The 24,111-nt window shown below is 33.5% G+C and carries 25 protein-coding genes; 16 read left to right on the forward strand and 9 right to left on the reverse strand.

Features of this window, described 5'->3' with window-relative positions; genetic code table 11:
• The first annotated feature begins 1 nt into the window (after window position 1).
• The 6 genes from AA089_RS11140 (at window position 2) to trxB (ending at window position 6,025) form a co-directional block, all read left to right on the forward strand.
• Window positions 2-2,398: an ABC transporter permease gene (locus AA089_RS11140; protein WP_046757024.1), complete on the forward strand. Its 2,397-nt coding sequence runs from the start codon at window positions 2-4 to the stop codon at window positions 2,396-2,398.
• Between the two features lie 127 nt (window positions 2,399-2,525).
• On the forward strand, window positions 2,526-3,347 hold the full coding sequence (locus AA089_RS11145) for a hypothetical protein (RefSeq protein WP_046757025.1): 822 nt from the start codon (window positions 2,526-2,528) through the stop codon (window positions 3,345-3,347).
• An 18-nt stretch (window positions 3,348-3,365) separates the two neighbouring features.
• Window positions 3,366-3,965: a hypothetical protein gene (locus tag AA089_RS11150; RefSeq protein WP_046757026.1), complete on the forward strand. Its 600-nt coding sequence runs from the start codon at window positions 3,366-3,368 to the stop codon at window positions 3,963-3,965.
• A gap of 16 nt (window positions 3,966-3,981) precedes the next feature.
• On the forward strand, window positions 3,982-4,251 hold the full coding sequence (locus AA089_RS11155; RefSeq protein ID WP_046757027.1) for a hypothetical protein: 270 nt from the start codon (window positions 3,982-3,984) through the stop codon (window positions 4,249-4,251).
• 146 nt (window positions 4,252-4,397) lie between these two features.
• Window positions 4,398-4,871 carry a hypothetical protein gene (locus AA089_RS11160; RefSeq protein WP_046757028.1) on the forward strand — a complete coding sequence of 158 codons (474 nt, stop codon included), beginning with the start codon at window positions 4,398-4,400 and terminating at the stop codon, window positions 4,869-4,871.
• Between the two features lie 182 nt (window positions 4,872-5,053).
• On the forward strand, window positions 5,054-6,025 hold the full coding sequence (gene trxB / locus AA089_RS11165) for a thioredoxin-disulfide reductase (RefSeq protein ID WP_046757029.1): 972 nt from the start codon (window positions 5,054-5,056) through the stop codon (window positions 6,023-6,025).
• 279 nt (window positions 6,026-6,304) lie between these two features.
• On the opposite strand, the gene AA089_RS11170 is transcribed toward trxB, so the two are convergent.
• The 4 genes from AA089_RS11170 to AA089_RS11185 form a co-directional block, all read right to left on the reverse strand.
• Window positions 6,305-7,027, reverse strand: a complete 723-nt coding sequence (locus AA089_RS11170; RefSeq protein ID WP_046757030.1) for a head GIN domain-containing protein — start codon at window positions 7,025-7,027, stop codon at window positions 6,305-6,307.
• Between the two features lie 188 nt (window positions 7,028-7,215).
• Window positions 7,216-8,961, reverse strand: coding sequence for a PspC domain-containing protein (locus AA089_RS11175; protein ID WP_046757031.1), 1,746 nt, complete (start codon window positions 8,959-8,961; stop codon window positions 7,216-7,218).
• The gene (locus AA089_RS11180) at window positions 8,954-9,298 is read right to left on the reverse strand and encodes a PadR family transcriptional regulator (protein ID WP_046757032.1); all 345 of its coding nucleotides are present in this window, start codon (window positions 9,296-9,298) and stop codon (window positions 8,954-8,956) included. The genes AA089_RS11175 and AA089_RS11180 overlap by 8 nt, the downstream gene beginning before the upstream one ends.
• 137 nt (window positions 9,299-9,435) lie before the next feature.
• Window positions 9,436-9,900, reverse strand: coding sequence for a DUF4870 domain-containing protein (locus tag AA089_RS11185; RefSeq protein WP_046757033.1), 465 nt, complete (start codon window positions 9,898-9,900; stop codon window positions 9,436-9,438).
• A gap of 262 nt (window positions 9,901-10,162) precedes the next feature.
• Here AA089_RS11185 and AA089_RS11190 point away from each other — a divergent pair, with 262 nt between their 5' ends.
• From AA089_RS11190 to AA089_RS11205, 4 genes are all read left to right on the forward strand, one after another.
• Window positions 10,163-10,633: a DUF4442 domain-containing protein gene (locus AA089_RS11190; RefSeq protein WP_046757034.1), complete on the forward strand. Its 471-nt coding sequence runs from the start codon at window positions 10,163-10,165 to the stop codon at window positions 10,631-10,633.
• A gap of 51 nt (window positions 10,634-10,684) precedes the next feature.
• Entirely contained in the window at window positions 10,685-11,485 is an 801-nt protein-coding gene (locus AA089_RS11195; protein WP_046757035.1) for a TIGR00266 family protein, read from the forward strand.
• 205 nt (window positions 11,486-11,690) lie between these two features.
• Window positions 11,691-14,234, forward strand: a complete 2,544-nt coding sequence (locus tag AA089_RS11200) for a DUF7619 domain-containing protein (RefSeq protein ID WP_046757036.1) — start codon at window positions 11,691-11,693, stop codon at window positions 14,232-14,234.
• Between the two features lie 130 nt (window positions 14,235-14,364).
• Window positions 14,365-14,562, forward strand: coding sequence for a hypothetical protein (locus AA089_RS11205; protein ID WP_046757037.1), 198 nt, complete (start codon window positions 14,365-14,367; stop codon window positions 14,560-14,562).
• 45 nt (window positions 14,563-14,607) lie between these two features.
• Here the strand turns inward: AA089_RS11205 and AA089_RS11210 are convergent, their stop codons facing one another.
• Window positions 14,608-15,546 carry a LysR family transcriptional regulator gene (locus AA089_RS11210; RefSeq protein WP_046757038.1) on the reverse strand — a complete coding sequence of 313 codons (939 nt, stop codon included), beginning with the start codon at window positions 15,544-15,546 and terminating at the stop codon, window positions 14,608-14,610.
• Between the two features lie 158 nt (window positions 15,547-15,704).
• Window positions 15,705-16,133, reverse strand: a complete 429-nt coding sequence (locus AA089_RS11215) for a DUF2141 domain-containing protein (protein WP_046757039.1) — start codon at window positions 16,131-16,133, stop codon at window positions 15,705-15,707.
• A gap of 243 nt (window positions 16,134-16,376) precedes the next feature.
• On the opposite strand from AA089_RS11215, the gene AA089_RS11220 reads away from it, so the two are divergent.
• Window positions 16,377-17,489, forward strand: coding sequence for a transglutaminase domain-containing protein (locus AA089_RS11220; RefSeq protein ID WP_053002334.1), 1,113 nt, complete (start codon window positions 16,377-16,379; stop codon window positions 17,487-17,489).
• Between the two features lie 93 nt (window positions 17,490-17,582).
• On the opposite strand, the gene AA089_RS24725 is transcribed toward AA089_RS11220, so the two are convergent.
• The 3 genes from AA089_RS24725 to AA089_RS11230 form a co-directional block, all read right to left on the reverse strand.
• A complete protein-coding gene (locus AA089_RS24725) occupies window positions 17,583-17,738 on the reverse strand; it encodes a hypothetical protein (RefSeq protein ID WP_156168977.1) in 156 nt (51 codons plus the stop codon).
• 437 nt (window positions 17,739-18,175) lie between these two features.
• Window positions 18,176-18,940, reverse strand: coding sequence for a DUF481 domain-containing protein (locus tag AA089_RS11225; RefSeq protein ID WP_046757041.1), 765 nt, complete (start codon window positions 18,938-18,940; stop codon window positions 18,176-18,178).
• A 180-nt stretch (window positions 18,941-19,120) separates the two neighbouring features.
• Window positions 19,121-19,582 carry a protease complex subunit PrcB family protein gene (locus AA089_RS11230; RefSeq protein ID WP_046757042.1) on the reverse strand — a complete coding sequence of 154 codons (462 nt, stop codon included), beginning with the start codon at window positions 19,580-19,582 and terminating at the stop codon, window positions 19,121-19,123.
• Window positions 19,583-20,005: 423 nt separating this feature from the next.
• Here AA089_RS11230 and AA089_RS11235 point away from each other — a divergent pair, with 423 nt between their 5' ends.
• From AA089_RS11235 to AA089_RS11255, 5 genes are all read left to right on the forward strand, one after another.
• Window positions 20,006-20,632 carry a tetratricopeptide repeat protein gene (locus AA089_RS11235; protein ID WP_046757043.1) on the forward strand — a complete coding sequence of 209 codons (627 nt, stop codon included), beginning with the start codon at window positions 20,006-20,008 and terminating at the stop codon, window positions 20,630-20,632.
• 61 nt (window positions 20,633-20,693) lie between these two features.
• Complete coding sequence (locus AA089_RS11240) at window positions 20,694-22,055, forward strand: 2TM domain-containing protein (RefSeq protein WP_046757044.1); 1,362 nt, start codon at window positions 20,694-20,696, stop codon at window positions 22,053-22,055.
• Window positions 22,046-22,411 (forward strand): 2TM domain-containing protein, encoded by a 366-nt coding sequence (locus AA089_RS11245; protein WP_046757045.1) that lies wholly within the window; start codon window positions 22,046-22,048, stop codon window positions 22,409-22,411. The genes AA089_RS11240 and AA089_RS11245 overlap by 10 nt, the downstream gene beginning before the upstream one ends.
• A 10-nt stretch (window positions 22,412-22,421) precedes the next feature.
• On the forward strand, window positions 22,422-22,766 hold the full coding sequence (locus AA089_RS11250) for a 2TM domain-containing protein (RefSeq protein WP_046757046.1): 345 nt from the start codon (window positions 22,422-22,424) through the stop codon (window positions 22,764-22,766).
• A 461-nt stretch (window positions 22,767-23,227) separates the two neighbouring features.
• The gene (locus tag AA089_RS11255) at window positions 23,228-23,983 is read left to right on the forward strand and encodes a LytR/AlgR family response regulator transcription factor (protein ID WP_046757047.1); all 756 of its coding nucleotides are present in this window, start codon (window positions 23,228-23,230) and stop codon (window positions 23,981-23,983) included.
• Window positions 23,984-24,111: the final 128 nt, after the last annotated feature.

The following is a 24,111-nucleotide window of genomic DNA, read 5'->3' on the forward strand; positions in this document are numbered from 1 at the left end:
CATGGTAAGAACTTGGTTAAAATTATTCTTTAGAAATAGTAAAAAGAACTGGTTAAATACCGTTATCAATATCAGCGGTTTAACGCTTGGTTTGGTAGGATTGATCATTGTATTATTATACTATACAAACGAAAAAAGTTACGATCAGTGGAATACACAAAAAGATATTGTGTATAAAGTTGCACATAAATGGGGCGATGGACAAGTGTATGAAGGCGCAACGAATCCGGAAGGAAGAACAGTTAAAGAAATTGTACCTGAAGTGGTAGATTATTGCAATGTACATTCAGGGTACGACAGTCAAATATTGCGTTACAAAGACAGATCGATCTACGAAACTAAAATTGGTCGTGCAAATGCCAACTTTTTTGAATTTTTCCCTCACGAAATTATCAAAGGAGATGCAAAAACGATTCTGGCAACAAAAACTGCAATTGCAATTTCTACAGATCTTGAACAACAATTATTTGGAGAGAAAGATGCCGTTGGAAAAACCATAAAATACGGTAAAAAGGAATATATTGTTACAGGAGTTTACAAACTATCAACACCTTCTGTGTACATGCCAAATGCGATATTGCACAAACCAATTTCGAAAAGTAACAATTGGGGCGGATACGGAATTCATACCTTTTATAAAATTCCTAAAGGAACAGATCTTGCCACGGTAGAAAAGAAAATTTATGATGTTTATGTTGATAAATATTACAAAGAAGAAGCTGACGGACAAGGAATTACAGTAGATCAATATGTGTCTATGCAAGGTTCCTATCCGATACTGGAAAAGTTGGTAGATTTGCGTTTGCACGGACAAGGCGACGAAGGCATGATAGAAGGAAAAGGAAACTATTTATTACTCATTATCATGTTGAGTTTATCTATTCTAATCATTCTAATTTCGAGTATTAACTTTATCAATTTGTCCATTGCTTCTGCAAGTCAACGTGCCAAAGAAGTTGGTGTCAAAAAAACCTTAGGACTTTCAAAATTTAGTTTGCAAATACAATTTATCCTAGAAATCGTATTGCAAGGAGTTATTTCAATGTTTTTGGCGTTGATTGTGGTAGAATTGTTATTGCCAATTTTTAATACATTCATCAATAAAAATCTTTCCTTACAAAGTGTAGAAATCATTTTGCAAGTTGGATTGTTAGCATTATTTATTTCCATTGTAATTGGACTTATTACGGCATTATACATTTCAAACTTCAAAACAATTAGTGTCCTAAAAGGAAACTTTTCAAGAAGCGGACACATGATTTTTGTGCGAAATGTAATGTTAGGTTTGCAATTTGTCATTTCTGGATTCTTCTTTATTGGTGGTTTGGTTGTGTATGCGCAAGTTCATTATATGAGTACAAAAGATTTAGGATTTTCGGGAGAAGAAATCTTGGTGGTCGAATTTAATGATTCGCAAACGAGTAGGAGCAAACAATACAAGTTGCTTAAGAATGTATTTCAAAACAATCCAAATATTGAAGGTATTAGCTCTACGTTTTTAGTACCTGGCGACGACAATGATATTTCGTTAGATGTTACACACAAAGATGTTGTTGTAGACATAAAATTTATTCCGCTCGATTTTGGTCACTTGGAAATGATCAATACAAAAATTTCTAAAGGAAGATACTTCTCAAAAGATTTTGCTTCAGACACGATCAACAGTATTATTTTTAATGAAACTGCTGCAAAACGTTTAGGAATTGCCGATGATCCAATTCATAAAGAAGTGGAAGCAAATGGAAAAAAGTTCACAGTCGTTGGTGTGGTAAAAGATTATCATATTGAAGGATTAGACAAAGAAATTCGTCCAGTATTCTTTATGTACTATTCAGGTTTCGATTGGGTTCGTAGCGCGATGAGTACAGTTCAATTTAAAATAAAAGAAGGAAAAAAAGAAGCAGCTTTGGCAGAAATTGAACGTTTTTGGACGACCGAATTAGAACCTGGTTATCCGTTTTCTTTTTACTATTTAGACAAATATTACAGCAAAACACACGACATTTACAAAAAGCAACAAACCTTATTTTTCATACTCACGTTAGTCGTTATTTTTATTGCATTGCTAGGTTTATTTGCATTGGCAAGTTTAACTATTCAACAGCGATTAAAAGAAGTGGCAGTTCGGAAAACGCTTGGTGCTTCTGTAAAACAAATCATTGTACAATTGGTCAAAAGTTTCATTAAAATCACAGGAATTGCTGTAGTAGTATTAATTCCGATTGCGTACTATTTCATGCAAAACTGGTTAAATAATTTTGCGTATCGCATAGAAATGCCTTTATGGCCATACATCATTGCGCCAATCGTGTTAGTACTATTAGTTTTTGTGGTCGTTGGAATAAAAGCCTTAAACGCCACCAAAGTAGATTTGATCAAATATTTAAAATTTGAATAAGTAAAAAAGAATTCAATATATCTGCAAGCTACGTATAAACCCTTGATTTTAAAACGCGTATTTGTTATACTTTCAAATACGCGTTTTATATTGTAAGTTTGGTAAAACTGACCAAAACTATAATTGTATGCCAACTTCAGACCCTACACCAAAAACGCCTCAGCAAAATGAGGAACAACCAAAAACAACAACTGCATCAAAAGAGGTAACTCCGACACAAAAAAAACCAGCACCACAAGGTGTGCATAAAGGTGTTTCCGATAAACTCATGATGGAAATCAAGGAGGAATTAGAGAATATGCTTTCGTTTGCCATGCGGAATGGGAAAGTAATCAACACAGAATTGAATCCGTTGATTGAAAGTGATAATTTAGACGACTTAATCAACGCGCACAATATTTTAGCTAAAAATATTGCGCCAGCGACGCCAAAATCGATCAGATATTTAAGAAAATTAAATGCGGAAGATCATAGCGTAACTATTTTTAGTAAACTGCCAATCATTCGAAATTTAATCATACTTGCTTTATTTTTCTTAGTACTTTTTGTAGGAACTTCATTGTCAGATCAAGTTGATAATGAGTCACTTGCAAAAGGAGTTTTGGACAATGATGGCGCGCCGTTATTACTCAACTTATTATTTTTATGTGCCACTTCAGGTTTGGGAGTTGTCTTTTATTTATTGAAAAGTGTCAGCGTAGGCATTCAAAAAGGAACCTTAATGCCTGAACAATCGATCTATTACGTAGGTTTGATTGTGTTAGGAATCATGTCAGGTTTAATACTTTCCGAAATTGTATCAACCTACGACGGCGGAAAAAACTTAACCGTGTTCAATAGTTGTGTATTAGCACTTATTGGAGGATTTTCTTCAGATGCTATTTTTACCGTATTACAAGGAATTATCAGTAAAATAAAAGCTGTTTTCACTGGCGGCGATCAGAACTAATCATATAAATTAAACCCAATGAAAATATTCATAAAAAGTATAGTAACAATAGGAATTTTCATAGGAGTTGTATCCTGTGCTTCCATTCCTGCATCCACAGCAACACTTTCTCAGGAAGTGATTTCAGAAGCAAATGCAATGCATCAGCTCAATATTGCTTTGATCAATAAATTGTTTGAAGAACGAAAAGATAAAGTTGATGACTTTGTCAATAATCAATACATTCCTGCCTTTACCAAGAATTTTCAAGCTAAAATTCCACAAGGAGTAGATATAAGTGCCGAATTGCCAAATATCTTAAAAAATGTAATGCCTGTCATCAATAGAAAACGAGATTCATTACACAATTTATTAGATACTCAAAAGCAAGATATGATTACTTCATTAAATGAAACTTATGCAACCTATCAACAAGCAAGTACATCATTGCAAAACCTAATCAGTTCAGCTGTAAAACTAAAGCAATCTGAAGCCAATACTTTAGCTCAAATACAAAGCTTAACAGGAACCAATATCAATGTTGGGAAAATACAAGGTCAGCTAGATAGTTTATTAGTAAAAACTGGAAACGGTTTTGATAAATTACTAAAAGCTGAATCAGCAATTAACGGAAACTAACTAAAACCTAAAACATATGAGCGATATAGATTGGAGCAAGCTTGCAAATGAAGCAGCTTCTCAAACAGATCAACAGTTCAATACTACTATAGCAAGTCTAACACGTATGAGTATTACGGAAATAGATACATTCATTAAAGAAAGTCAAATAAGTAATGAAAATGCTATCAAAGTATTAAAAGAAATTAACAATGCTACGGCTTCAAATAATGCAAAAGCTGATGCGATAGCGAATATTGACAATGGTGTCAATTTCTTGGTCAGCTTGGCAAATAGAATTGTATAAAAAGTAACATACATTACGATTTTAAAAAGGCAACAATCTAACTTATAGGTTGTTGCTATTTTTTTTTATTCAAAATAAAATAAAAATTTCACGCAACCTTTTCTAAACTACTTCATCATATAAGTGTAATTTAAAAAATGATAAAAATGAAGTATAGAAGACAACTATTAGCATGTATATTATTGATAACTACTTTGGTCAGTTGTACTGTAGATTCTGTAGAAGAAACACCACAAAATGAACAAGTAAGTAATGTAGACGTTCTTTTAGGAACATGGAATTTGGTACGATCTTCAACTTTTGAAGGTGTCAACTTAGAATATCCAACAGGTGTAGTAACGTATACTTTTCAGGAAAATAATGTATTAATTGTTGAAAATAACGCGGTTGAAACAACTGATGCATTGCCAAAACCTTCTGGAAAATTGAGAACAGGAACGTTTTCATACACCTTCACTGAAAACAATGGAATCACGTTTTTGTCAGTTACCAATGAACAAGGAGCACAATCGGTCATAGGAAGTATTGTATTAAATCTCAATCAGACACTTACTATAGATCAGACCGCTTTAACTACGGGAACTCAATTTGACGATTATGCTTTAAATTTCGAAAAGTAGTACATCACATTCACAATATCTTTCACGAACCGAATGGCATCTATTCTACGGAATACGCTGTTCGGTTTACTTTTTCTAAGAAATAGTAAATAACTAGCTAACATTTGTTAATAAATATTATGTAAGGAATTCATATAAAAAGCTACTTTTGTTAAAAGGATTTACTAATTAGAAAAAAGAATATGTCAGATACGCAACAAGCATTAGATTGCTTAATCATAGGAAGTGGACCAGCAGGATATACGGCGGCTATTTATGCAGCTAGAGCAGATATGAATCCTGTAATGTATACTGGAATGGAACCAGGCGGACAGTTAACTACGACCACAGAAGTTGATAACTTTCCAGGATATCCAAACGGAACTGACGGAACTGCCATGATGGAAGATTTAAAAAATCAGGCAACTCGTTTTGGTACAGACGTACGTTTTGGATATGCAACTCGTGTAGATTTCTCAACGGAAGTTGGCGGAATTCACAAAGTATACGTTGATGATGGAAATGGAGAACAAGAATTCTTAGCAAAATCAGTCATTATTTCTACAGGAGCTTCTGCAAAATACTTAGGATTAGAAAGTGAAGAACGTCTAAAAGGTGGCGGTGTTTCTGCATGTGCTACATGTGACGGATTCTTCTACAAAGGACAAGATGTGATTGTTGTCGGTGGAGGAGATACAGCTGCGGAAGAAGCAACGTACTTAGCAAAATTGTGTAAAAAAGTAACCATGTTGGTGCGTAAAGACGAAATGAGAGCTAGTAAAGCTATGCAACATCGTGTAAACAATACGGAAAACCTTGAAGTATTATACAATACGGAATTAGATGAGGTTTTAGGAAACATGGTAGTTGAAGGTGTACGGGTTGTCAACAATCAAACACAAGCGAAACACGAAATTGCTGTAACGGGCGTTTTTATCGCTATTGGACACAAACCAAATACAGACATGTTTAAAGGCATTTTGGACATGGATGAAACAGGATATTTAATTACAGGCGCAAAATCTACAAAAACAAATGTACCAGGTGTATTTGCCGCTGGAGATGTACAAGACAAAGAATACAGACAAGCAATTACGGCGGCTGGTTCAGGATGTATGGCAGCTTTAGATGCAGAACGCTACTTATCATCTGTGGAAGATATGGTAGAAGCTTAAAATCTAGAAAAACATAAAATTAAAAAATGCGCTACATAATGTAAGCGCATTTTTTTTGGTTGTACTTTTTTAGATTCACTCTACTGTTCATTGCTATAAGAAGTACGTTTCTTCAAGTGAAAGCTATGGTTTTTTTAGTTTTTATCATTGGTTTGGTGTTGGTATTTTATTTTTATTCTATGAACTCGTTTAAATTTGATAAATGATAAATGATAAATGATAAATGATAAATGCTCAAATTATCAAATTGACACATTTTCAAATCTTCAAATTAATCCATTACTTCTTATGAACGCCTCCTGAAACAGATTTATTTTTCGATACAGATTCAGGATTTCCATAATAATGAACATCGCCACCACTAGAACTATTGGCAACCAATCGATCGGAAGTATTTACAGTAACGTCTGCGCCACTACTGGCAGAAGCATCACAGGTTTTTACTTCTAAATTTTTTGCCTGAATGTCACTTCCGCTACTTGCATCAGCACGTAACGAATCTGCTGTTCCAGAAATCTTAATATCCGCGCCACTTGAGGTAGAACACGAAACAGATGTTGCTTTCACTTCAATCTTTACATCTGCGCCACTGCTACTTTTTACGACCAAATCTTCGGTAACTAATATGTCTGTAGAATACACATCTGCACCGCTACTACTCACAATTTTATCAATTTCTGGTAAGCTAACATATACTTTTTTCGATTTTGCGCGACCAATATTTTCTTTAGCATGAATAGTCAATACGCCATTATTAATATCTGTTGCGATTAATGAAATAATATTTTCGTCTGCTTCTACTTCAATCGATTGTGTATTGCTTTGGGTAATATAAACGTCCATACCTTCAGAAGCTTTTACTTGTGTAAACGTTTCGTCGGCATCTCTTTCTTCAGAAACTACATTTCCGTTTCCGACTTTGCCAGTGTCAAAGCTAAAATTACATGAACTGACAAGTAAGCCAATAATGGCAATAGTGATAAATCGTGCGATGGTGATCATAATTTAGTTTTTTTAGTGTTTAATGATTTGATAATTGTACGTGTAAACAATCCACTACCAAAACTGTGATGAGCAGTTTTAATAGTATGTATGGATTGTTGAGTGTTCATTTTTGATTGATGTTTTTACTGTAATCTTCCTCATGTTTGTATGCAAATATTTATATTACACTACAATGAAGTATGAATTTAATTATTGTTGTCTTCCGTATTCACTTGAATACCGTTGCTGTCTATTTTTACTTTTAAATTTTCGTTTTCATTATCAATATTGATGTCAACGCCATCACTATCAATTTTGATTTTGTTTGTACCGCCGTCATCCTCTGACTTCAACTTTTCAAAATCATTAGGGCAATCCAAACAAATTAAATCGTCGTCAATTACTTTAAGATAATGCTCCTCTTGTCCAGTTTTTAAAATATCGCCATGAACAGAATAATTTCTATGGTATGAATTTGTATTATCATCAACATATAAAATCACGTCTTTTGGTAAATACACGGTAACTTCTACCTTTTGTTGATTGTGCTTGTCAGCAGGATCAAATAAGAAATACCCATTCAACTTCAATGTATTATCTTCAAAAACATAGCTGTAATCAATATTACGAGCACGTTGTTTTGCTTTGTCAAATGATACGCCTCCGGCTTCTTTTTCAATTTTAATGCGAGCATTGTCACTATCCGATTGTTTTACCACCAATCGTATGGCAGATGAATACAACAGAAGGTCATCATTTTGATCGTATACTTTTTCGTAATTGTTAAAATTTCGATGCAAATAAATATCATAATAGTCATTCCCCACCATTTTAATCTTCAAGGTGTCGTTGGCGCTAATTGGTAATTCGGTTCTAGTATTTACAGAAGCATCAATATGTCTGTGCATTGCAGCATTTGAAGCTATAATGATCGCCGTAATAATCGCTGCAAGCCAAGCAATAACCATGGCAATTTTTGCAGGTGTTCCAATAGATTTAGAATTCTTTACCAAAATGCGTATTCCTATAATAAATAGTGCAAATGCTGGTATTCCTAAAATTAACAACACTAACAATCCAAAAACCCATTTTGGCACTTCGCTGATCAATCCTAAATCTTGATAGTACAACCAGCCGTTTCCGAAGCCTACATTATTAAAGTCAAAGAAACTAACGCTAATAGCTGAAAAAATAATTCCGATCAACAAAGATGCAGCAGTAATGATAAAAATAACGCCAAAAAGTTTAGCGAAAATCTTTAAAATAACAACAATTACATCTCCAAGACTATCAAAGAAGGAACTCGCTCCGCTTTTGGCTTTTTGACCAACTTTTTCGAAGTTTACATCGCTAATTCGTTCCTGAACATCATCAAATCCTTCCTTGATTTTTTTTTCTATGTTTGTGATGTTCGCTGGCTTTCCCGCCATGGCAAGTTTTTCAGACGTAGTATTTGCCTTTGGAATAATAAACCATAAAATAAGGTATACTAAAATTGGCGCTCCAGCAGTAATAAATACAATAATCAACGCCAGAATACGAATCCACAAGGCATCAATTCCGAAATACTGTCCAAAACCTGCACACACGCCGCCTAAAAATTTATTGTCATAATCTCTATACAACTTTCGGTAGGTACTATTTTGACGATAGCCGCCACTATATGGTGTATCTTCAAAAATTTCGTCGTCCACCAAGTAATCTTCAGGTTGTCCCATAATTTCAATTACTTCTTCCACTTCTTTCATACCAATCACTTGGCGTTCACTTTTGAGACGTTCTGAAAAAAGTTCGGCAACTCGCGCTTCTATATCTGAGATAATTTCATCTCTTCCCTGCGAGTCAGTAAAGGAGCGTTTAATAGCGTTCAAATAACGCTGTAAACTGTTATATGCGTCTTCATCAATATGAAAAAACATATTTGCTAAATTTATATTGATTGTCTTATTCATTGGTTGTATTTTTTTGGCGTGTTACGAGTGATACGGCATTTTGTAAATTGTCCCAAGTGGTGTTCAGTTCTTTTAGAAATAATTGTCCAGTTTCTGTTAAACCATAATACTTTCGTGGCGGTCCAGAAGTTGATTCTTCCCAGCGGTAACTTAATAAACCAGCATTTTTTAATCTTGTTAGTAGTGGATAAATAGTTCCTTCTACAACAAGCATTTTTGCGTCTTTTAATGTTTCAAGTATTTCGGCTACGTACGCATCCTGATCTCTCAAGATGGACAAAATGCAATACTCTAACACACCTTTACGCATTTGTGCTTTTGTGTTTTCTATCTTCATGTTTTCATGTTTCTTTTAATGATTCTGTTCGTTTTTTGATTGATGATTGATTGATGTTACACCGAGCTAAATGAAGCGTGATTGATGAGATGCACTCAACTTAGCTCTAGTGTAGTTTGATTGATTGATGATATTTTTTATTTGATGAATCGAAATGTAAACGGATAATCGTAACGCTGACCTTCGTTTGCTTTCATTGCAGCAATAATGGTATATGCAATATTTACAGCAAACAATAACAAATGTCCAAGTCCTGCTAAAATTCCAATAAACGTTCCATGATGAAAATGGAATCCATCGCCAAAATTGATGGAAATATTAGTAAAGTGAAACATATCCCACGTATTGAAATGATGCAACCCAAAAATAATACTGATTGGAAACAGGAGCATTGCACCTGCAATACGATAACAAAGCAAGCTCAATTGAAAATTGATAACTTCCTTTCCATGATGATCTATAAAATCAGATTCCTTTTTATAAATAGACCAAAATATGATTGGAACTATAAAATTTCCCAACGGAAAAAAATACTTACTAAACGTCGATACATGTAAAACTGTAGCGACATTTCTTTGATGTTTTGTGATTGCAGAGTCCATTACCTATTATTTTCTTATACAAATATATGGTTAAAAAAAGGTATTATGCAAAACATAGTACTAAAATTTAACATAATTTAACATTTGATAAGCGTGTGAAAGTGATTCAGATTAGAGTTTAATTATCTGATAAACAATGTTTTAATTGAACATTTTAGATTCGAATTAATTTTTATAAAAAATAAACTAAAATTTAACTTTTCTCTGAAATCATTCAAATTTTTGTATTTTGGCAGGATGAATTTAATGTGAATGATACAAAATGGCTAAAAAACTAACTCCATCTAACATAAATAAATTTCTGTTGTTCAAACTTCCATCTGCGTACTTTTCAGGTGTGCGGTTAAAAGCAATTTCGGCACAAGAAGCAACAGTAACAGTAAAACATCGCTGGATCAATCAAAATCCATTCAAATCATTATACTGGGCAACTCAAGGAATGGCTTCCGAATTGGCAACTGGTGTATTGGTTATTCAAGGAATTGAAAATTCGGGCGAAAAAATTTCCATGCTGGTACAATCGCAAAACGGACACTTTACCAAAAAAGCAACAGGACGAATCAACTTTATATGTACAGATGGCGAAAAAGTAAAATCGGCAATTGATGCCGCTATTGCTACAGGCGAAGGGCAAAGTCTTACGCTATATGCAGAAGGATTTAACGAAGCTGGCGAGCGCGTTTCTAAATTTTCATACGAATGGGCATTAAAACTCAGAAAGAAAAAGGTGTAACAAATTTTGTTTTTCAGCATCTAATAGAAATCAATCAAAAAACAATATAAAATGACAGCACACGAAATTGACTACGAAATCTACGGAGCAGAAATGCAATATGTAGAAATAGAACTCGATCCGCAAGAAGCCGTTGTTGCAGAAGCTGGAAGCTTTATGATGATGGACGACGGAATTAGCATGAATACCATTTTTGGCGATGGATCAAATCAGGAAAAAGGAATATTAGGAAAACTATTCTCCGCAGGAAAACGAATCTTAACAGGCGAAAGCTTATTTATGACTTCTTTTTTAAACGACAGTAGTTTTGGCGTTCGTAAAGTAAGTTTTGCTTCGCCATATCCTGGAAAAATTATTCCAATTGACTTAACGGATTACAGAGGAAAATTCATCTGTCAAAAAGATGCATTTCTTTGTGCGGCAAAAGGTGTAACTGTAGGAATCGAATTTTCCAAAAAACTAGGTCGTGGACTTTTCGGCGGCGAAGGTTTTATCATGCAAAAGCTAGAAGGAGACGGAATGGCGTTTGTAAATGCTGGTGGAACCATGGCACGTAAAGAATTGGCGCCAGGCGAAACCATCCGAGTAGATACAGGTTGTATTGTAGGATTTACACAAGATGTAGATTACGATATTGAATTTGTAGGCGGTATCAAAAATACCATCTTTGGTGGCGAAGGTTTATTCTTTGCAACCTTAAAAGGACCAGGAATCGTATACATACAATCTTTACCATTCAGTCGTTTGGCAGGAAGAATCTTATCTTCAATTCCAAGAGGAGGAAACAGCAAAGGCGAAGGAAGCATCTTAGGAAGCATCGGCGATTTGCTTGATGGCGACAATAAATTCTAAGTTTTTTTATCTAAAATAGAAGCGTTCATTATCGAATTACGGTTTGTAGTTTAATAATGAACGCTTTTTTTACAGTACATTTACTTCATATTAGTCCTAAATTTATAAATCACGAGACTAACTTTTAGAATACCATGAAGTAAATCATTAATATTGAATTTACAAATTACCCAAAACTAATTTTACCCAAATACACAACCTACACATGAAAAAAAGTTACCTACTACTTTCCTTATTTTTCTTTATACAATGGAGTCAAGCTCAAATTGTGAACATTCCAGATGCTATCTTTAAAAATGAATTAATTAATATGAATTCTGTTGACATTGATGGCGACGGTACATTTGATACAGATGCAGACACAAACGATGACGGGGAAATTCAAGTAAGCGAAGCATTAGCTGTAACAAGTTTATCTGTTACGGGAAATAATCTATACAAGATTTCTGATTTGACAGGAATTGAAAGTTTTACCAATTTGACATATTTAAATATAGCTTATAACGAATTGACTTCTGTAAATTTGTCTCAAAATACCTCGTTAACTTCGTTAGATTGTAAAGAAAACTTACTTACATCTTTAAATGTAACACTTAACACTGCATTAGAATCTTTAGATTGCAAATTTAACAATATTTCAACTCTAGATGTCACCCAAAATGCTGCATTACATACATTAAAAGTGAGAGCTAACGAGCTTACATCTTTAGATATATCTCAAAATCCATTGCTTTACGAATTAGATTGTTTTGATAATATGCTTACAGCTTTAGACTTATCTCAAAACCCAGCACTTTATGAGTTAGATTGTGGGAGCAATTTGTTTACTTCCTTAGATTTTTCTCAAAATACGGCACTGTATAAATTATCGTTTGATGGAGACGTATTAACAAATGTGAATTTATCTCAAAATACGGCATTATATTTTTTGAGTTTTAGTGGTCCTATGTTGTCACAAATAGACTTATCTCAAAATACGGCACTTCATACTTTGGCAATTTCAAACACAATGATTACCAATTTAGATTTAAGACCAAACGTGAACTTAAACTTTTTTAATTGTATTACTACACCTTTAGCAACTATAGATTTATCACAAAGTAATTATTTAAGAAGAATTTACATGACTGATACAGCATTAACTTCGCTAGATATTTCAGCAACTAGAATTCGAGATTTATACTGTTTAAACAATCCAAACTTAACTTATATAAATGCTAAAAATGGCATTTCTTCATATGCTGATATCGATTTATTTGACGTAACATTTAATTTATCTGGAAATCCGCAGTTAGAATATATATGTGCAGATGAAGGTTTAGAAACAAGATCGTTTAGAAGGTTAGTATCTGCCCAAGTCAATTCATACTGCTCTTTTGTACCTGGAGGAAATTTCATTACTGTAGAAGGAAGTTCAATTTTAGATATAAATGCTGATGGTTGTGATGTGAGCGATCCAGTTTTTCCAAATTTAAATTTATTAGTAACCAATTGGTATACAGATATTGCAGTAATGGGCGGAACGAATGGAGATTATGCCGCTTATATTCAAGGAGGAACACAAACTATTACACCTCAACTAGAAAATCCAACGTATTTTACCGTTTCGCCAACTTCGTTAACAATAGATACATCAACAGCTACCAATCCTACACTACAAGACTTTTGTATTACACCAAACGGAACGCATAACGATGTTGAGGTAATCATCATTCCTTTAGAAATTGCACGTCCAGGTTTTGACGCTCTATATCAAATTACATACAAAAACAAAGGAACAACGACACGTTCTGGAACTGTACAACTTACTTTTGATGATGGTGTAATGGATTTCGTTTCAGCAAGTCCAATGGAAGATTCACAGGCGGTTAATACACTTACGTGGAATTATACAAACCTAGCGCCACTTGAGTCACGAAACATAACATTTACGATGAATATCAACACGCCAACGGACGTTCCTGCGGTAAATGGAGACGATATTTTGAGTTATGAAGTTATGGTAACGCCTACGGCAGATGATGAAACACCAGATGACAATGTGATGACGTTAGCACAAACGGTTGTCAATTCGTTTGATCCAAATGATATCCGATGTTTAGAAGGAGAAACGGTAACAACTGATTACATTGGGAAATATGTACATTATATAGTTCGTTTTGAAAACACAGGAACAGCTTCCGCTGTAAATATTGTAGTGTCGGATTATATTGATGATCAAATGTTTAATATTACGACACTAATTCCGATAGTATCAAGTCATCGAATGGAAACTAGAGTTAGAGAAGATAACGTAGTTGAGTTTATCTTTGAAAATATCAATTTACCTTTTAACGATGCTTCCAATGACGGTTATTTAGTATTCAAAATAAAAACACTGCCAACGCTACAAGAAAACGATACTTTTGATAATAAAGCAAACATTTACTTTGATTTCAATGCGCCAATTATAACCAATACGGCAACTACCTTAATTATGAATCCGTTAAGTATTTCTGAGGAAAATCTGGCAACAGAAAACATAACTATCTATCCAAATCCTGCAAGTGAACAGGTTCAAATTATAAGTAAAGATGCTTTGGAACAGATAGAATTACGCGCTATTGACGGAAGATTAATTACGGCTAAAAGTATACGAACAACAAGCTTTTCAAACACATTAGATGTGTCGTTTTTACCAAAAGGAATCTATCTCATGAATATTACTACAGCAAAAAGTAAGACAACTAAGAAAATAGTAAAACAGTAATTTTTAATTTTGTTAAATTTTTGTTTAGAATGATTAAACATAGATTTTTTTTACTACATTTATACAACTTAAAAATTAGCCTATACAACAAAAATACGCTTTAAAATTTTAACCTAAACCCTCGTTAAATATGGCAAGAGCGATGTTTGATTACACCAAGACTGTACTAAAAAAAGTAAGTTTTGAACCCTCATTATTTTGTAGAGAACTGCAAAAAGCTTTACAAAGATTATTACCACATGAGGTAGAAGAGTTAAAAATTTGGATAAAATCTCTCGTAACAAAAAATCCAGAACTAGACCAATGTTTAATCTATCTAACACCATAAAAAAAAGCCACGTACTGCGTGGCTTTTTTGTTTATATACTATTTTCTATTTTGATACTGGACTTATAATTTCAACATTGTGAAACGTGATGGCGCCACGAACAACGCTCATAATCACATTTCGTAACGCTTCAATAATTTGCATTTTCAATTCACTTTTATGAAATATCAAACTTACCTCACGTGCAGGTCTTGGTGCTTCAAAATGACGTAAATTTTTCTTTTCACTCTCCTTAATATCTAGCGTATGCAAATACGGAAGCAATGTCATCCCTAAATTTTCATTAGATAACTTAATCAACGTTTCAAAACTTCCACTTTCCAGCTGAAAATGATCTTCTTCAATACTTTTAGGTGTTTTACACAAATTAATGACACCATCTCTAAAACAATGGCCATCTTCCAACAAAAGAATATCATCAATGTCCAAATCTTCTATCTTTAACTCTTTCTTTTCATACAAACGATGCGTTTCAGTTGTATATCCTACAAAGGGTTCATAATACAACACGCGCTCTTTAATATGGTCATGTTCCAACGGTGTTGCCGCAATAGCTGCATCTAAATGTCCTTCGTTTAACCGTTGAATAATATTTTCAGTAGACAGTTCTTCTATTTTCAAATTTACCTTTGGATACTTTTTTATAAAGGTTTTCAGAAACATCGGTAACAAAGTTGGCATAACTGTAGGAATAATTCCCAACTTAAATTCGCCACCAATAAAGCCTTTTTGCTGATCTACAATATCTTGCATTCTACCAGATTCATTCACTACATTACGTGCCTGATCTACAATTTTTTTGCCTATTTCAGTCAACTGAATAGGTTTCTTACTTCGGTCAAAAATTTGAATCTCCAATTCGTCTTCAAGCTTCTGAATTTGCATGCTCAGTGTAGGTTGCGTTACAAATGACTTTTGTGCGGCAAGTGTAAAATTTTGGTGTTCTGCAACTGCTAAAACATATTGCAATTGTGTAATCGTCATTGGTTATAGGTTTGAGTGATAAAAGTATAAAAACTATCAATAAAACCTATAGTGAAAGCAATAATTCTTGGATAATTTTATAGTAAATACGAAAAGCGACACATAAGTGCCGCTTTTCTCTTGATTAAAACATGATTTGGTTGATGAAAAAGTAGTTTTTACAATACTATTTTTAGTGCAATATCTGTATCTGCAACCATAAACTTAGAAGGTCCAAATTCTGGCGGTCCGTAACTTAACTGATTGTTTGAAGTTCCGTAATCTTCTTGTGGCATTCCATTTTCTGCAAAATCCATACGTCCGTTGTCGTTTTCGTCGTGTACGCACGTAATTGCATAAGCTCCTTTTGGCACATTGGTAAATGTAACGGTTACTTTATTTCCTTCTATCGTACTTCCAGTAGCTTGAACTGGCTTTGTTTTCATAAAGGTTTTTTCTGTGTGCAATGCAAATAATACTTTTCCTTTATTGGTGCGTACTTTGTCAATCGTAACGGTAATAGTTACGCCTTCTGTATCAGAAGTAGCAGTTTGTGCTGTTGCGAAAAAACTTGTGATGAATACGATGATTAAGAGTAAATTTTTCATGATGATTGTGTATTTGATTAATGATTTGTTATTGTTTGATGATTCAAAAGTCTATAGAAAATCACAATGCGCATAAAAAAAACAACTGAATTGTAATTTTTGAATGATGAATTGTAAAAAATTGAACAAACGTATTACTATTTCTATAATTTGATTGCTAACAAGAAGTTTCATACTTTGTGAATTTACAATACAACTAATTGTATACATACACGTTATATAGCGTACAAAACCGAACTAATCATGAAACTAAACCGAATATTTTTCGTCGTATTTTTGGCATTATGTGCCTGTACGAATCCAAAGGAATCCACATATAATGGAAGTCCTGTAATCAAAGCTACCTCAGATTGGACAGCTTACAAAATAGATACCGATTGGTATCGCGGACAGTGGAGCATTGCACCGCAAGTAGCACACGATACGCTACAAGTTGTCTGTCATAAAAACAAAGAATCGTTTGAATTTATCACAGATATGGACACCATTGCGTTTGACGTATCAGCCAATACAACAAAAGATTTTTATGTGCAGTTGAATGATAGTACGTACGCGCATACCATTATACAAGGTGTTCCTCTTGAGTCAAATCAATTAAATTTTGATACTTTAAGAAATTCTGAAATACAGATAAAATATCAAACAGAAAAAAGTGCGTTTCTAGAAGAACTAAAGCAAACCTATGCCTTAGATTTCATTGATAAAAAGATGACGGATACAGAAATTGTATTAGCTGTACTCAACTGGACAAATAGTCGCTGGAAACATAACGGGAACAATTCGCCTTCAAAAAATGATGCGATTACCATTCTTAATGAAGCAAAAGCGGGCAAACAATTTCCGTGTTTTGCCTTTGCGATTGTATTAAAAGATCAATTGAACACTTTAGGTTTCAACGCAAGAACCGTTTACCTAAAAACACAGGATGCAGCCGATAGAAAAGGTCCTCCAGGACATGTGGCAACCGAAGTTTTTATAAATGATTTACAAAAATGGGTTTTTATTGACGGACAGTTTAACGTCATGCCAACACTAAACAATATTCCTTTAAATGCTGTAGAATTTCAAGACGCAATAAACAATGATTATGATAACTTTACGCTTGAAAGTTTAGCTGCTGAAAAATCTACAAAACGAAACTATGTAAATTTCGTCTATGACTATCTATACTATTTTGACACAAGTTTAGATCATCGCTATGAAAAAGACCAAAGACATACCATTGCTGAAAAACAGTCTATAATGTTGGTTCCTTTAGGTGCAAAAAACTTAACACATATTGACTTTTGGAATATGAACGTTGATTATTGCGTATATACAAATTCAATTAATGATTTCTACGCAAAACCAAACTAAATTCGATATTCGTTGAAGCTATACTTTTGCAACACATAACATAAAGTGAACCGAAGTTCACTTTATGTATCTTATCTAAACTATAGTGTACACTTATAGCGCGCACAACCAGCCTCCAATACATCTTTGATTTCCTGGACAATCGTCATCGGAAAAACAAAATGGTGGATGATAACCTCCATGTACTGATTTTTGTGCAGACTTTTCTAATTTTTTAGTTCCTGAAATATTCAAAATACTTTTCAACATACATTTAATGATTTAGTGTTAACAATACTTAAATATAGCGAATAGTATGATGAGTAATGTACGGAAAAACCGTAGTAATTATCTGTTTCATTGTAAGTTAGATGCATATTCCTATCAAGCTTAAAACGTTTTGTGATCTATCCAAAAGATGGCAAGATCATTTATAGATCAAAAAAAGTAAAAGTTTCGGGAACCTTTCAAAAAAATCATGCGTCTATATAAGTGTAAGGTTTCGTGAAAATATAAATTGAGTTTTACCAGTATTGTTCACATTGTGGCTCAGTTTTTCACATAAAAATTAGCGCTCAACTTTACGGTATATGATTATTTAGGTTAGACTATTCATACACAACAAAACAATTTACTATGGACAATGTATATAGTGTATGAAGTACAAGAAGCGAGTTTCGACTCGCTTTTTTTACGCTTTAAATTTCTCAATAACTTTTCAGCGTCAATCCAAAGGTTAAAAATTGATCTTCTTGTTTCTGATCAGCAATAACAATGCTTTCAAACGTATGTAAATAGTTAATTTTAAAGCTCAAAAACTTCCAAATCGGGAATTCGGCACCCAAATCGGCACGCCAACGGAAATTGTCACTATCTTCCAAGGAAGGCTGAAAATAACTTTCATGGCTCAAAATCACTTTGTCTTTAAACACATGATACTTTCCATTGAGCCAAACCGTTGCACGCATCGTATTTATCGTAGCATCGCCGTTATAGGCAGCTCCAGAACGATTGAAATTGGTTTCATCAAACGTAGTATGTTCAAATTCGCTTGTGAGAGAAACTTTGAGCCAACGCTTTTTATTCGTTAAAATTTGATATGTCACTCCAGCACCAACCAAATAACGAATGTCAATCTTTCTACGGAAGTTTGTACTCACAAATGCCAACGCCAACGGATAAAATCTGCGTTCAGGATTCAGGTATAAAAAATTCAAACTTAACACATCTTCATCTGCTTTTTCCTTTCCAAATTCTTGATAAATGTAGGAGTTTTGCGTTTTAAAAACCCATTTTTTAAATGGTTTGAAACTGAAGTCCGATTTTGCTCTGAAAATGACCGTTTGCACATTTCCTCCTTGCCAAAAACCTGTGAGCGAAAGATCGGCTTTTACACGCAATGTGTCACTTTCGTTAATTTGGGCACATAGGAAAATTGGAAAGATTAAGAAACAATATATAAGCTGTCTCATACGCGTTTTCATTAAAATTAGTCGTCCATTGAAGCCCGAAATATAATTAATTCTATTTCATGAACAATATCACGATTCAAAAAAATAAATATCAAACGTTTTCGCTGGAAAGATCATTGAAAATTTGATCCAACATTAATGAATTCACGCTAAAAATGATTCAAAAATATACATATTTCGCTATTGAAAAACTATAGGTAAGTTGGTTTTCGGAATTTTCACAATATGATACGGTTGCGTAATCACAGTTGTTGCATTTCCTTGCGGAGAAATATCAATGACAGTTACCATAACTTGTGTTGAACTTGAATTTACTTCAATATCCAACGCATGTCCGCCACTTCCTTGTATTTCATCAATTGCAGCGATGACGGTAAATGCAGAAAAATCAATTGCAGTTTCACTAAAAGAATCAGAAACAGTATTTACAGCATCAAATAATGTAATAAGTGCGTTCCAATCTGTTTCATTGGTAATCACAAGATTTTGTTGATTTACACCTTGAGAAGAACCTCCATATAAATTCCCTTTTCCAATAAGTGTCGTTTCAACAGCCGTCATGGTTGACGTTACGGAAGCATCTTCCGAACTACAATTGAATAACAAAAACGAAAAAACAATTATCAATATAGAATTTTTCATAATACAGGTTTTAATATATAATTAAAAGATACAATTTTCTCAGAAAGTTGCGTCACGTAAGTCAAAATTTATGATAAAACTTTATTCAGCACAAAATTTTCATAAGTATTAAATTTCATTGGAAAATCAACATTGCCAATAATTTTATAACTTCCAAACATTACAGTTTCAATGTATTCAAATACATGAATCTAAACGCATTGTAATCATCAATTACAATTCATCCTGAAATAACAACAATTCAGTAGTTTCTTTTTTCCCAACATGCGCTTTTGTGAGATATTTGAATCATCAATCAAAAACAATTCATCAAATCAATCAAAAAATGATCAGTATCGTATTTATCATCATTCAAAATTTTGCGGCGTATATAGCGGCAATCTTGTAAACAACAGCAATCATTAATTAGAAAACATCATCGACATGAAAAAAGTACTTGTAATTTTAAGTTTTATTTGTTTCGCATTCACTGTAAATGCACAAACGAAGTATGAAAAAGGAATGCAAAAAGCATTTGAATTGTTGCAACAAAACAAAGGTACAGAAGCAGCAAATTTATTCGAACGCATCGCAGAAGCAACACCAAATGAATGGTTGCCATCGTATTATGCTGCGCAAATAAACATCATGAGTGGATTTGCAATTAAAGACAAAAGCAAACTGACGCAACAACTTGACAAAGCGCAGAAACAACTAGATCGTGCTTCAAGCATTTCGCCAAACAATCCAGAAATCATGGTCATGCAAGCAATGTTATACACAGTTTGGGTAGCCTTTGATGGCGCAACCTACGGAATGAAATATGGCGCAAAAGTTGCCGAAATTTACGCAAAAGCGCATGCCATTGACAAAGACAATCCGCGTGTATTATTGTGTAAAAACGAATGGGATATGGGAAGCGCAAAATATTTTGGAAAAGATACCGCTCCGTATTGTGAAGCGTTTCAGACCGCTTTAGAAAAGTTTGAAACATATGAAGCGCCAAGCAAACTACATCCAAGTTGGGGAAAAGACCGTGTGGAATATTTAATTGCAGAATGTAAAAAGTAAGCAGTAAACGTTCAAAAAATCATTAGTATATTTGAGGGAAGCCATAAAACAATTCATAAAAATGAAAGAATTTATCAGAGTAGTTAGTGTCGGAGTTATCATAGCAGTATTGCTACTTGGCGTAGATTTAATATTCAGATATACTGATGGTGTTACAATTAAAATAAACCTGCAATTACTCATAAATTTCGGCTATTACTGTATGTATTCCGTAGCTATTAGTATTGTAAATTCATATTTCTTTGAATACATCAATCATAGAGTAATTTGGACAAATGCCAACAAGAAATATCGATTGCTTATCGGAATTGTAGGTTCAATTGTATTGACCATCGTGACGGTTTTTTTAGTACGAATGCTGCAAGAAATAGGAATTGAAGGAAAATCGTATAATGAATTTATTCAAACTGAAAGTTCAGCGTTTTATTTCAGAGTATTACTAATTACGATTGTATTTTCAGTGTTCTTTCATGCATTGTATTTCTACAAAGAATTACAAAAGAAGAAAGTTACGGAACAAAAAATCATTGCAGGAACGGCTTCCGCACAGTTTGATGCTTTAAAAAATCAGTTAGATCCACATTTTCTGTTTAATAGTTTAAATGTGTTAAGTTCACTAATTGATGAAAATCCGCGTCAAGCACAAAAATTCACTTCCGGATTATCCAAAGTGTACAGATATGTTTTAGAACAAAAAAACAAAGAATTAGTTACGGTTGATGAAGAGTTTACGTTCGCAAAAACCTATATGAGTTTGTTGAAAATGCGTTTTGAAGACAGTATTATTTTTGAAATTCCTGAAAAGGCAAGCAACCCAGAAAGTAGAGTAGTGCCATTGTCATTACAATTACTGTTAGAAAATGCTGTGAAACACAATATGGTAACGCCAGCAAAGCCGTTGCACATAAAAATATATGAAGATGGCGGGAATTTAATCATACAAAACAACCTGCAAGAAAAACAAATTGTAAAAAAGAGTAGTGGCGTAGGACTGAACAATATCAAACAACGATATGACTTGCTTACAGAGCGCCAAGTATACATTAACAAATCAGCGTCGGATTTTCAAGTAGCAATTCCGATGCTCACAAAACAAGTAGAAATTATGAGAAATAGAGCCATAGGAACAGGAGAAGATGAACTAGACGATCAATACTTAAAAGCGCGTCAACACGTAGAAAAATTAAAAGAATTTTACTATAATTTGATGTCATACTGTCTAGTAATTCCATTTTTGATCTTTATAAACTTACGAACGGTACCACAATTCCATTGGTTTTGGTTTCCAATGTTTGGGTGGGGAATTGGATTAGCTTTTCATGCCATGAGCGTGTATTTTGAAGATGGACGTTTTGGAAAAAACTGGGAAGAGCGTAAAATAAAAGAATACATGGAACAAGAAGAACGTAAACGATGGAACTAATAGACAACAATACCGTAAAAAAACAGTCTCAAACGACACCGTACGAAAGTGAAGCGTATTTGAGAGCAAAACGAAGACTAGACAATTTAAAAGGATTTTACAGACATCTCACGATATATGTGGTTGTGAATTCATTTATTACTTGGCAGCAAGTAGCATCGCAAATAGACAATGGAAAAAGTTCGTTAGAAGCCTTTCAAGATCATGGATCATATACGGTTTGGCTACTTTGGGGAATAGGATTGCTCATACATGGACTCAATGTTTTTCTAATCAATGGTATATTTGGACAAAATTGGGAAGAACGAAAAATAAAACAATACATGGACGATGCCGCAACTCGTACACGTAAATAATATAAAAATTATGAAAAGGTTACCACCATCAAAGAACTTTAAAAATTATACGGAAGAAGAATTATATCTTCAGGCACGTAAAAAAGTAGAGAAGATAAAAGGATTTTATGTACACTTTGCAGTATATATTGTGATAAACATAGTGTTGCTTACAATTATTGCTGCTAACATGGATGCAGGAGACAATTTCTGGACATTTGGACATTTTTCAACAGCAATTTTTTGGGGAGTAGGCGTTGCATTTCATGCACTAGGAGCATTTGGAACGAACCTATTTTTCGGAAAAAACTGGGAAGATCGAAAAATTAGAGAATACATCGATAGAGAAAAAGAACGCAGTAGCGGTTGGGAATGAGTCGTTTTTAGATGTAAAATGTTAAATGTAAAATTTTATATGTATATAAGCAGTTTCTATTTAAATTAACGAATTGACAAATAACGAATAACGAATATCGAATAAAGAAATTATAAATGTTGAATGCTGAATTTTAAATGTAAAAGGTAGTTTCGATTCAAATTAACGAATTAACGAATTAACGAATCAACAAATATCGAATATCGAATGTTGAATTTTAAATATAAAAGTACTTTTTAAGACCAAAGACCAAAGACCAAAGACCAAAGACCAAAGACCCATGACTCAACAAAGTCTAAAAATTTTACGTTTCTATTCAAATCAACGAATCAACGAATTAACGAATTGACAAATAACGAATAGCGAAATTATAAATGTTGAATGCTAAATTTTAAATGTAAAAGTATTTTTTAAGACCCAAGACCCAAGACCCAAGACCAAAAACCCAATACCCAAAAACAATGAAAGTAATCATCATAGAAGACGAAAAACCATCTGCACGTCGCCTAAATAGAATGCTCGAAAGAGAAAATATGCCTGTAGATGTAATGTTACACTCTGTTTCGGAAGCGATTGAGTGGTTTAAAAATAACGAACATCCAGATTTGATTTTCCTTGATATTCAGTTGTCTGATGGACTTTCCTTTGAGATTTTTGAAGTCATAGATATCAAATCGGCAATTATTTTTACAACGGCGTATGATGAATATGCTTTGCAAGCTTTCAAACTCAATAGTATTGATTATTTACTAAAACCTATTGACGAAGACGAACTTATTGCAGCGGTAGAAAAATACAAAGAACGCGCGCCACAAACACAAAATGTGCAACTCAATTTTGAAGACATTAAAAAATTATTGGTCAATCCGATTGAACGCACGTATAAAAAAAGATATACGGTAAAAGTTGGACAACACTTAAAAATGATTCCAATTGATGAAATAGAATGTTTTTACAGTGAAAACAAAGGAACATATTTGCATACAACGGAAGGAAGAAACTATCTCTTAGAAACTTCTTTAGAACACTTAGAAGACGAATTGTCGCCAGAAATATTTTATCGCGTAAGCCGAAAATTTTACATCAACATCAACGCGATTAAAGACATTGTAAGTTATACCAACTCACGTTTGCAAATAAAACTAAACAACTTCAACGAACAAGAAATTATCGTAAGTCGCGAACGTGTGAAGGATTTTAAAAATTGGCTGAATTAAGCGTGAAATTGTAAATGTTGAATGTTAAATATAAAAGGCAGTTTCGATTCAAATTAACAAATCAACAAATAACGAATATCGAATAACGAATAAAGGAATTATAAATGTTGAATGTTAAATTTTAAATA

Origin of the sequence: Kordia jejudonensis, assembly GCF_001005315.1 — a bacterium.
GTDB lineage: Bacteria > Bacteroidota > Bacteroidia > Flavobacteriales > Flavobacteriaceae > Kordia > Kordia jejudonensis.

Excerpts from the sequence above, each read along its gene's own strand:
- AA089_RS11140 (WP_046757024.1), top strand. The coding sequence starts at position 2 with ATGGTAAGAACTTGGTTAAAATTATTCTTTAGAAATAGTAAAAAGAAC.
- AA089_RS11145 (WP_046757025.1), top strand. The coding sequence starts at position 2,526 with ATGCCAACTTCAGACCCTACACCAAAAACGCCTCAGCAAAATGAGGAA.
- AA089_RS11150 (WP_046757026.1), top strand. The coding sequence starts at position 3,366 with ATGAAAATATTCATAAAAAGTATAGTAACAATAGGAATTTTCATAGGA.
- AA089_RS11155 (WP_046757027.1), top strand. The coding sequence starts at position 3,982 with ATGAGCGATATAGATTGGAGCAAGCTTGCAAATGAAGCAGCTTCTCAA.
- AA089_RS11160 (WP_046757028.1), top strand. The coding sequence starts at position 4,398 with ATGAAGTATAGAAGACAACTATTAGCATGTATATTATTGATAACTACT.
- trxB (WP_046757029.1), top strand. The coding sequence starts at position 5,054 with ATGTCAGATACGCAACAAGCATTAGATTGCTTAATCATAGGAAGTGGA.
- AA089_RS11170 (WP_046757030.1), bottom strand. The coding sequence starts at position 7,027 with ATGATCACCATCGCACGATTTATCACTATTGCCATTATTGGCTTACTT.
- AA089_RS11175 (WP_046757031.1), bottom strand. The coding sequence starts at position 8,961 with ATGAATAAGACAATCAATATAAATTTAGCAAATATGTTTTTTCATATT.
- AA089_RS11180 (WP_046757032.1), bottom strand. The coding sequence starts at position 9,298 with ATGAAGATAGAAAACACAAAAGCACAAATGCGTAAAGGTGTGTTAGAG.
- AA089_RS11185 (WP_046757033.1), bottom strand. The coding sequence starts at position 9,900 with ATGGACTCTGCAATCACAAAACATCAAAGAAATGTCGCTACAGTTTTA.
- AA089_RS11190 (WP_046757034.1), top strand. The coding sequence starts at position 10,163 with ATGGCTAAAAAACTAACTCCATCTAACATAAATAAATTTCTGTTGTTC.
- AA089_RS11195 (WP_046757035.1), top strand. The coding sequence starts at position 10,685 with ATGACAGCACACGAAATTGACTACGAAATCTACGGAGCAGAAATGCAA.
- AA089_RS11200 (WP_046757036.1), top strand. The coding sequence starts at position 11,691 with ATGAAAAAAAGTTACCTACTACTTTCCTTATTTTTCTTTATACAATGG.
- AA089_RS11205 (WP_046757037.1), top strand. The coding sequence starts at position 14,365 with ATGGCAAGAGCGATGTTTGATTACACCAAGACTGTACTAAAAAAAGTA.
- AA089_RS11210 (WP_046757038.1), bottom strand. The coding sequence starts at position 15,546 with ATGACGATTACACAATTGCAATATGTTTTAGCAGTTGCAGAACACCAA.
- AA089_RS11215 (WP_046757039.1), bottom strand. The coding sequence starts at position 16,133 with ATGAAAAATTTACTCTTAATCATCGTATTCATCACAAGTTTTTTCGCA.
- AA089_RS11220 (WP_053002334.1), top strand. The coding sequence starts at position 16,377 with ATGAAACTAAACCGAATATTTTTCGTCGTATTTTTGGCATTATGTGCC.
- AA089_RS24725 (WP_156168977.1), bottom strand. The coding sequence starts at position 17,738 with ATGTTGAAAAGTATTTTGAATATTTCAGGAACTAAAAAATTAGAAAAG.
- AA089_RS11225 (WP_046757041.1), bottom strand. The coding sequence starts at position 18,940 with ATGAGACAGCTTATATATTGTTTCTTAATCTTTCCAATTTTCCTATGT.
- AA089_RS11230 (WP_046757042.1), bottom strand. The coding sequence starts at position 19,582 with ATGAAAAATTCTATATTGATAATTGTTTTTTCGTTTTTGTTATTCAAT.
- AA089_RS11235 (WP_046757043.1), top strand. The coding sequence starts at position 20,006 with ATGAAAAAAGTACTTGTAATTTTAAGTTTTATTTGTTTCGCATTCACT.
- AA089_RS11240 (WP_046757044.1), top strand. The coding sequence starts at position 20,694 with ATGAAAGAATTTATCAGAGTAGTTAGTGTCGGAGTTATCATAGCAGTA.
- AA089_RS11245 (WP_046757045.1), top strand. The coding sequence starts at position 22,046 with ATGGAACTAATAGACAACAATACCGTAAAAAAACAGTCTCAAACGACA.
- AA089_RS11250 (WP_046757046.1), top strand. The coding sequence starts at position 22,422 with ATGAAAAGGTTACCACCATCAAAGAACTTTAAAAATTATACGGAAGAA.
- AA089_RS11255 (WP_046757047.1), top strand. The coding sequence starts at position 23,228 with ATGAAAGTAATCATCATAGAAGACGAAAAACCATCTGCACGTCGCCTA.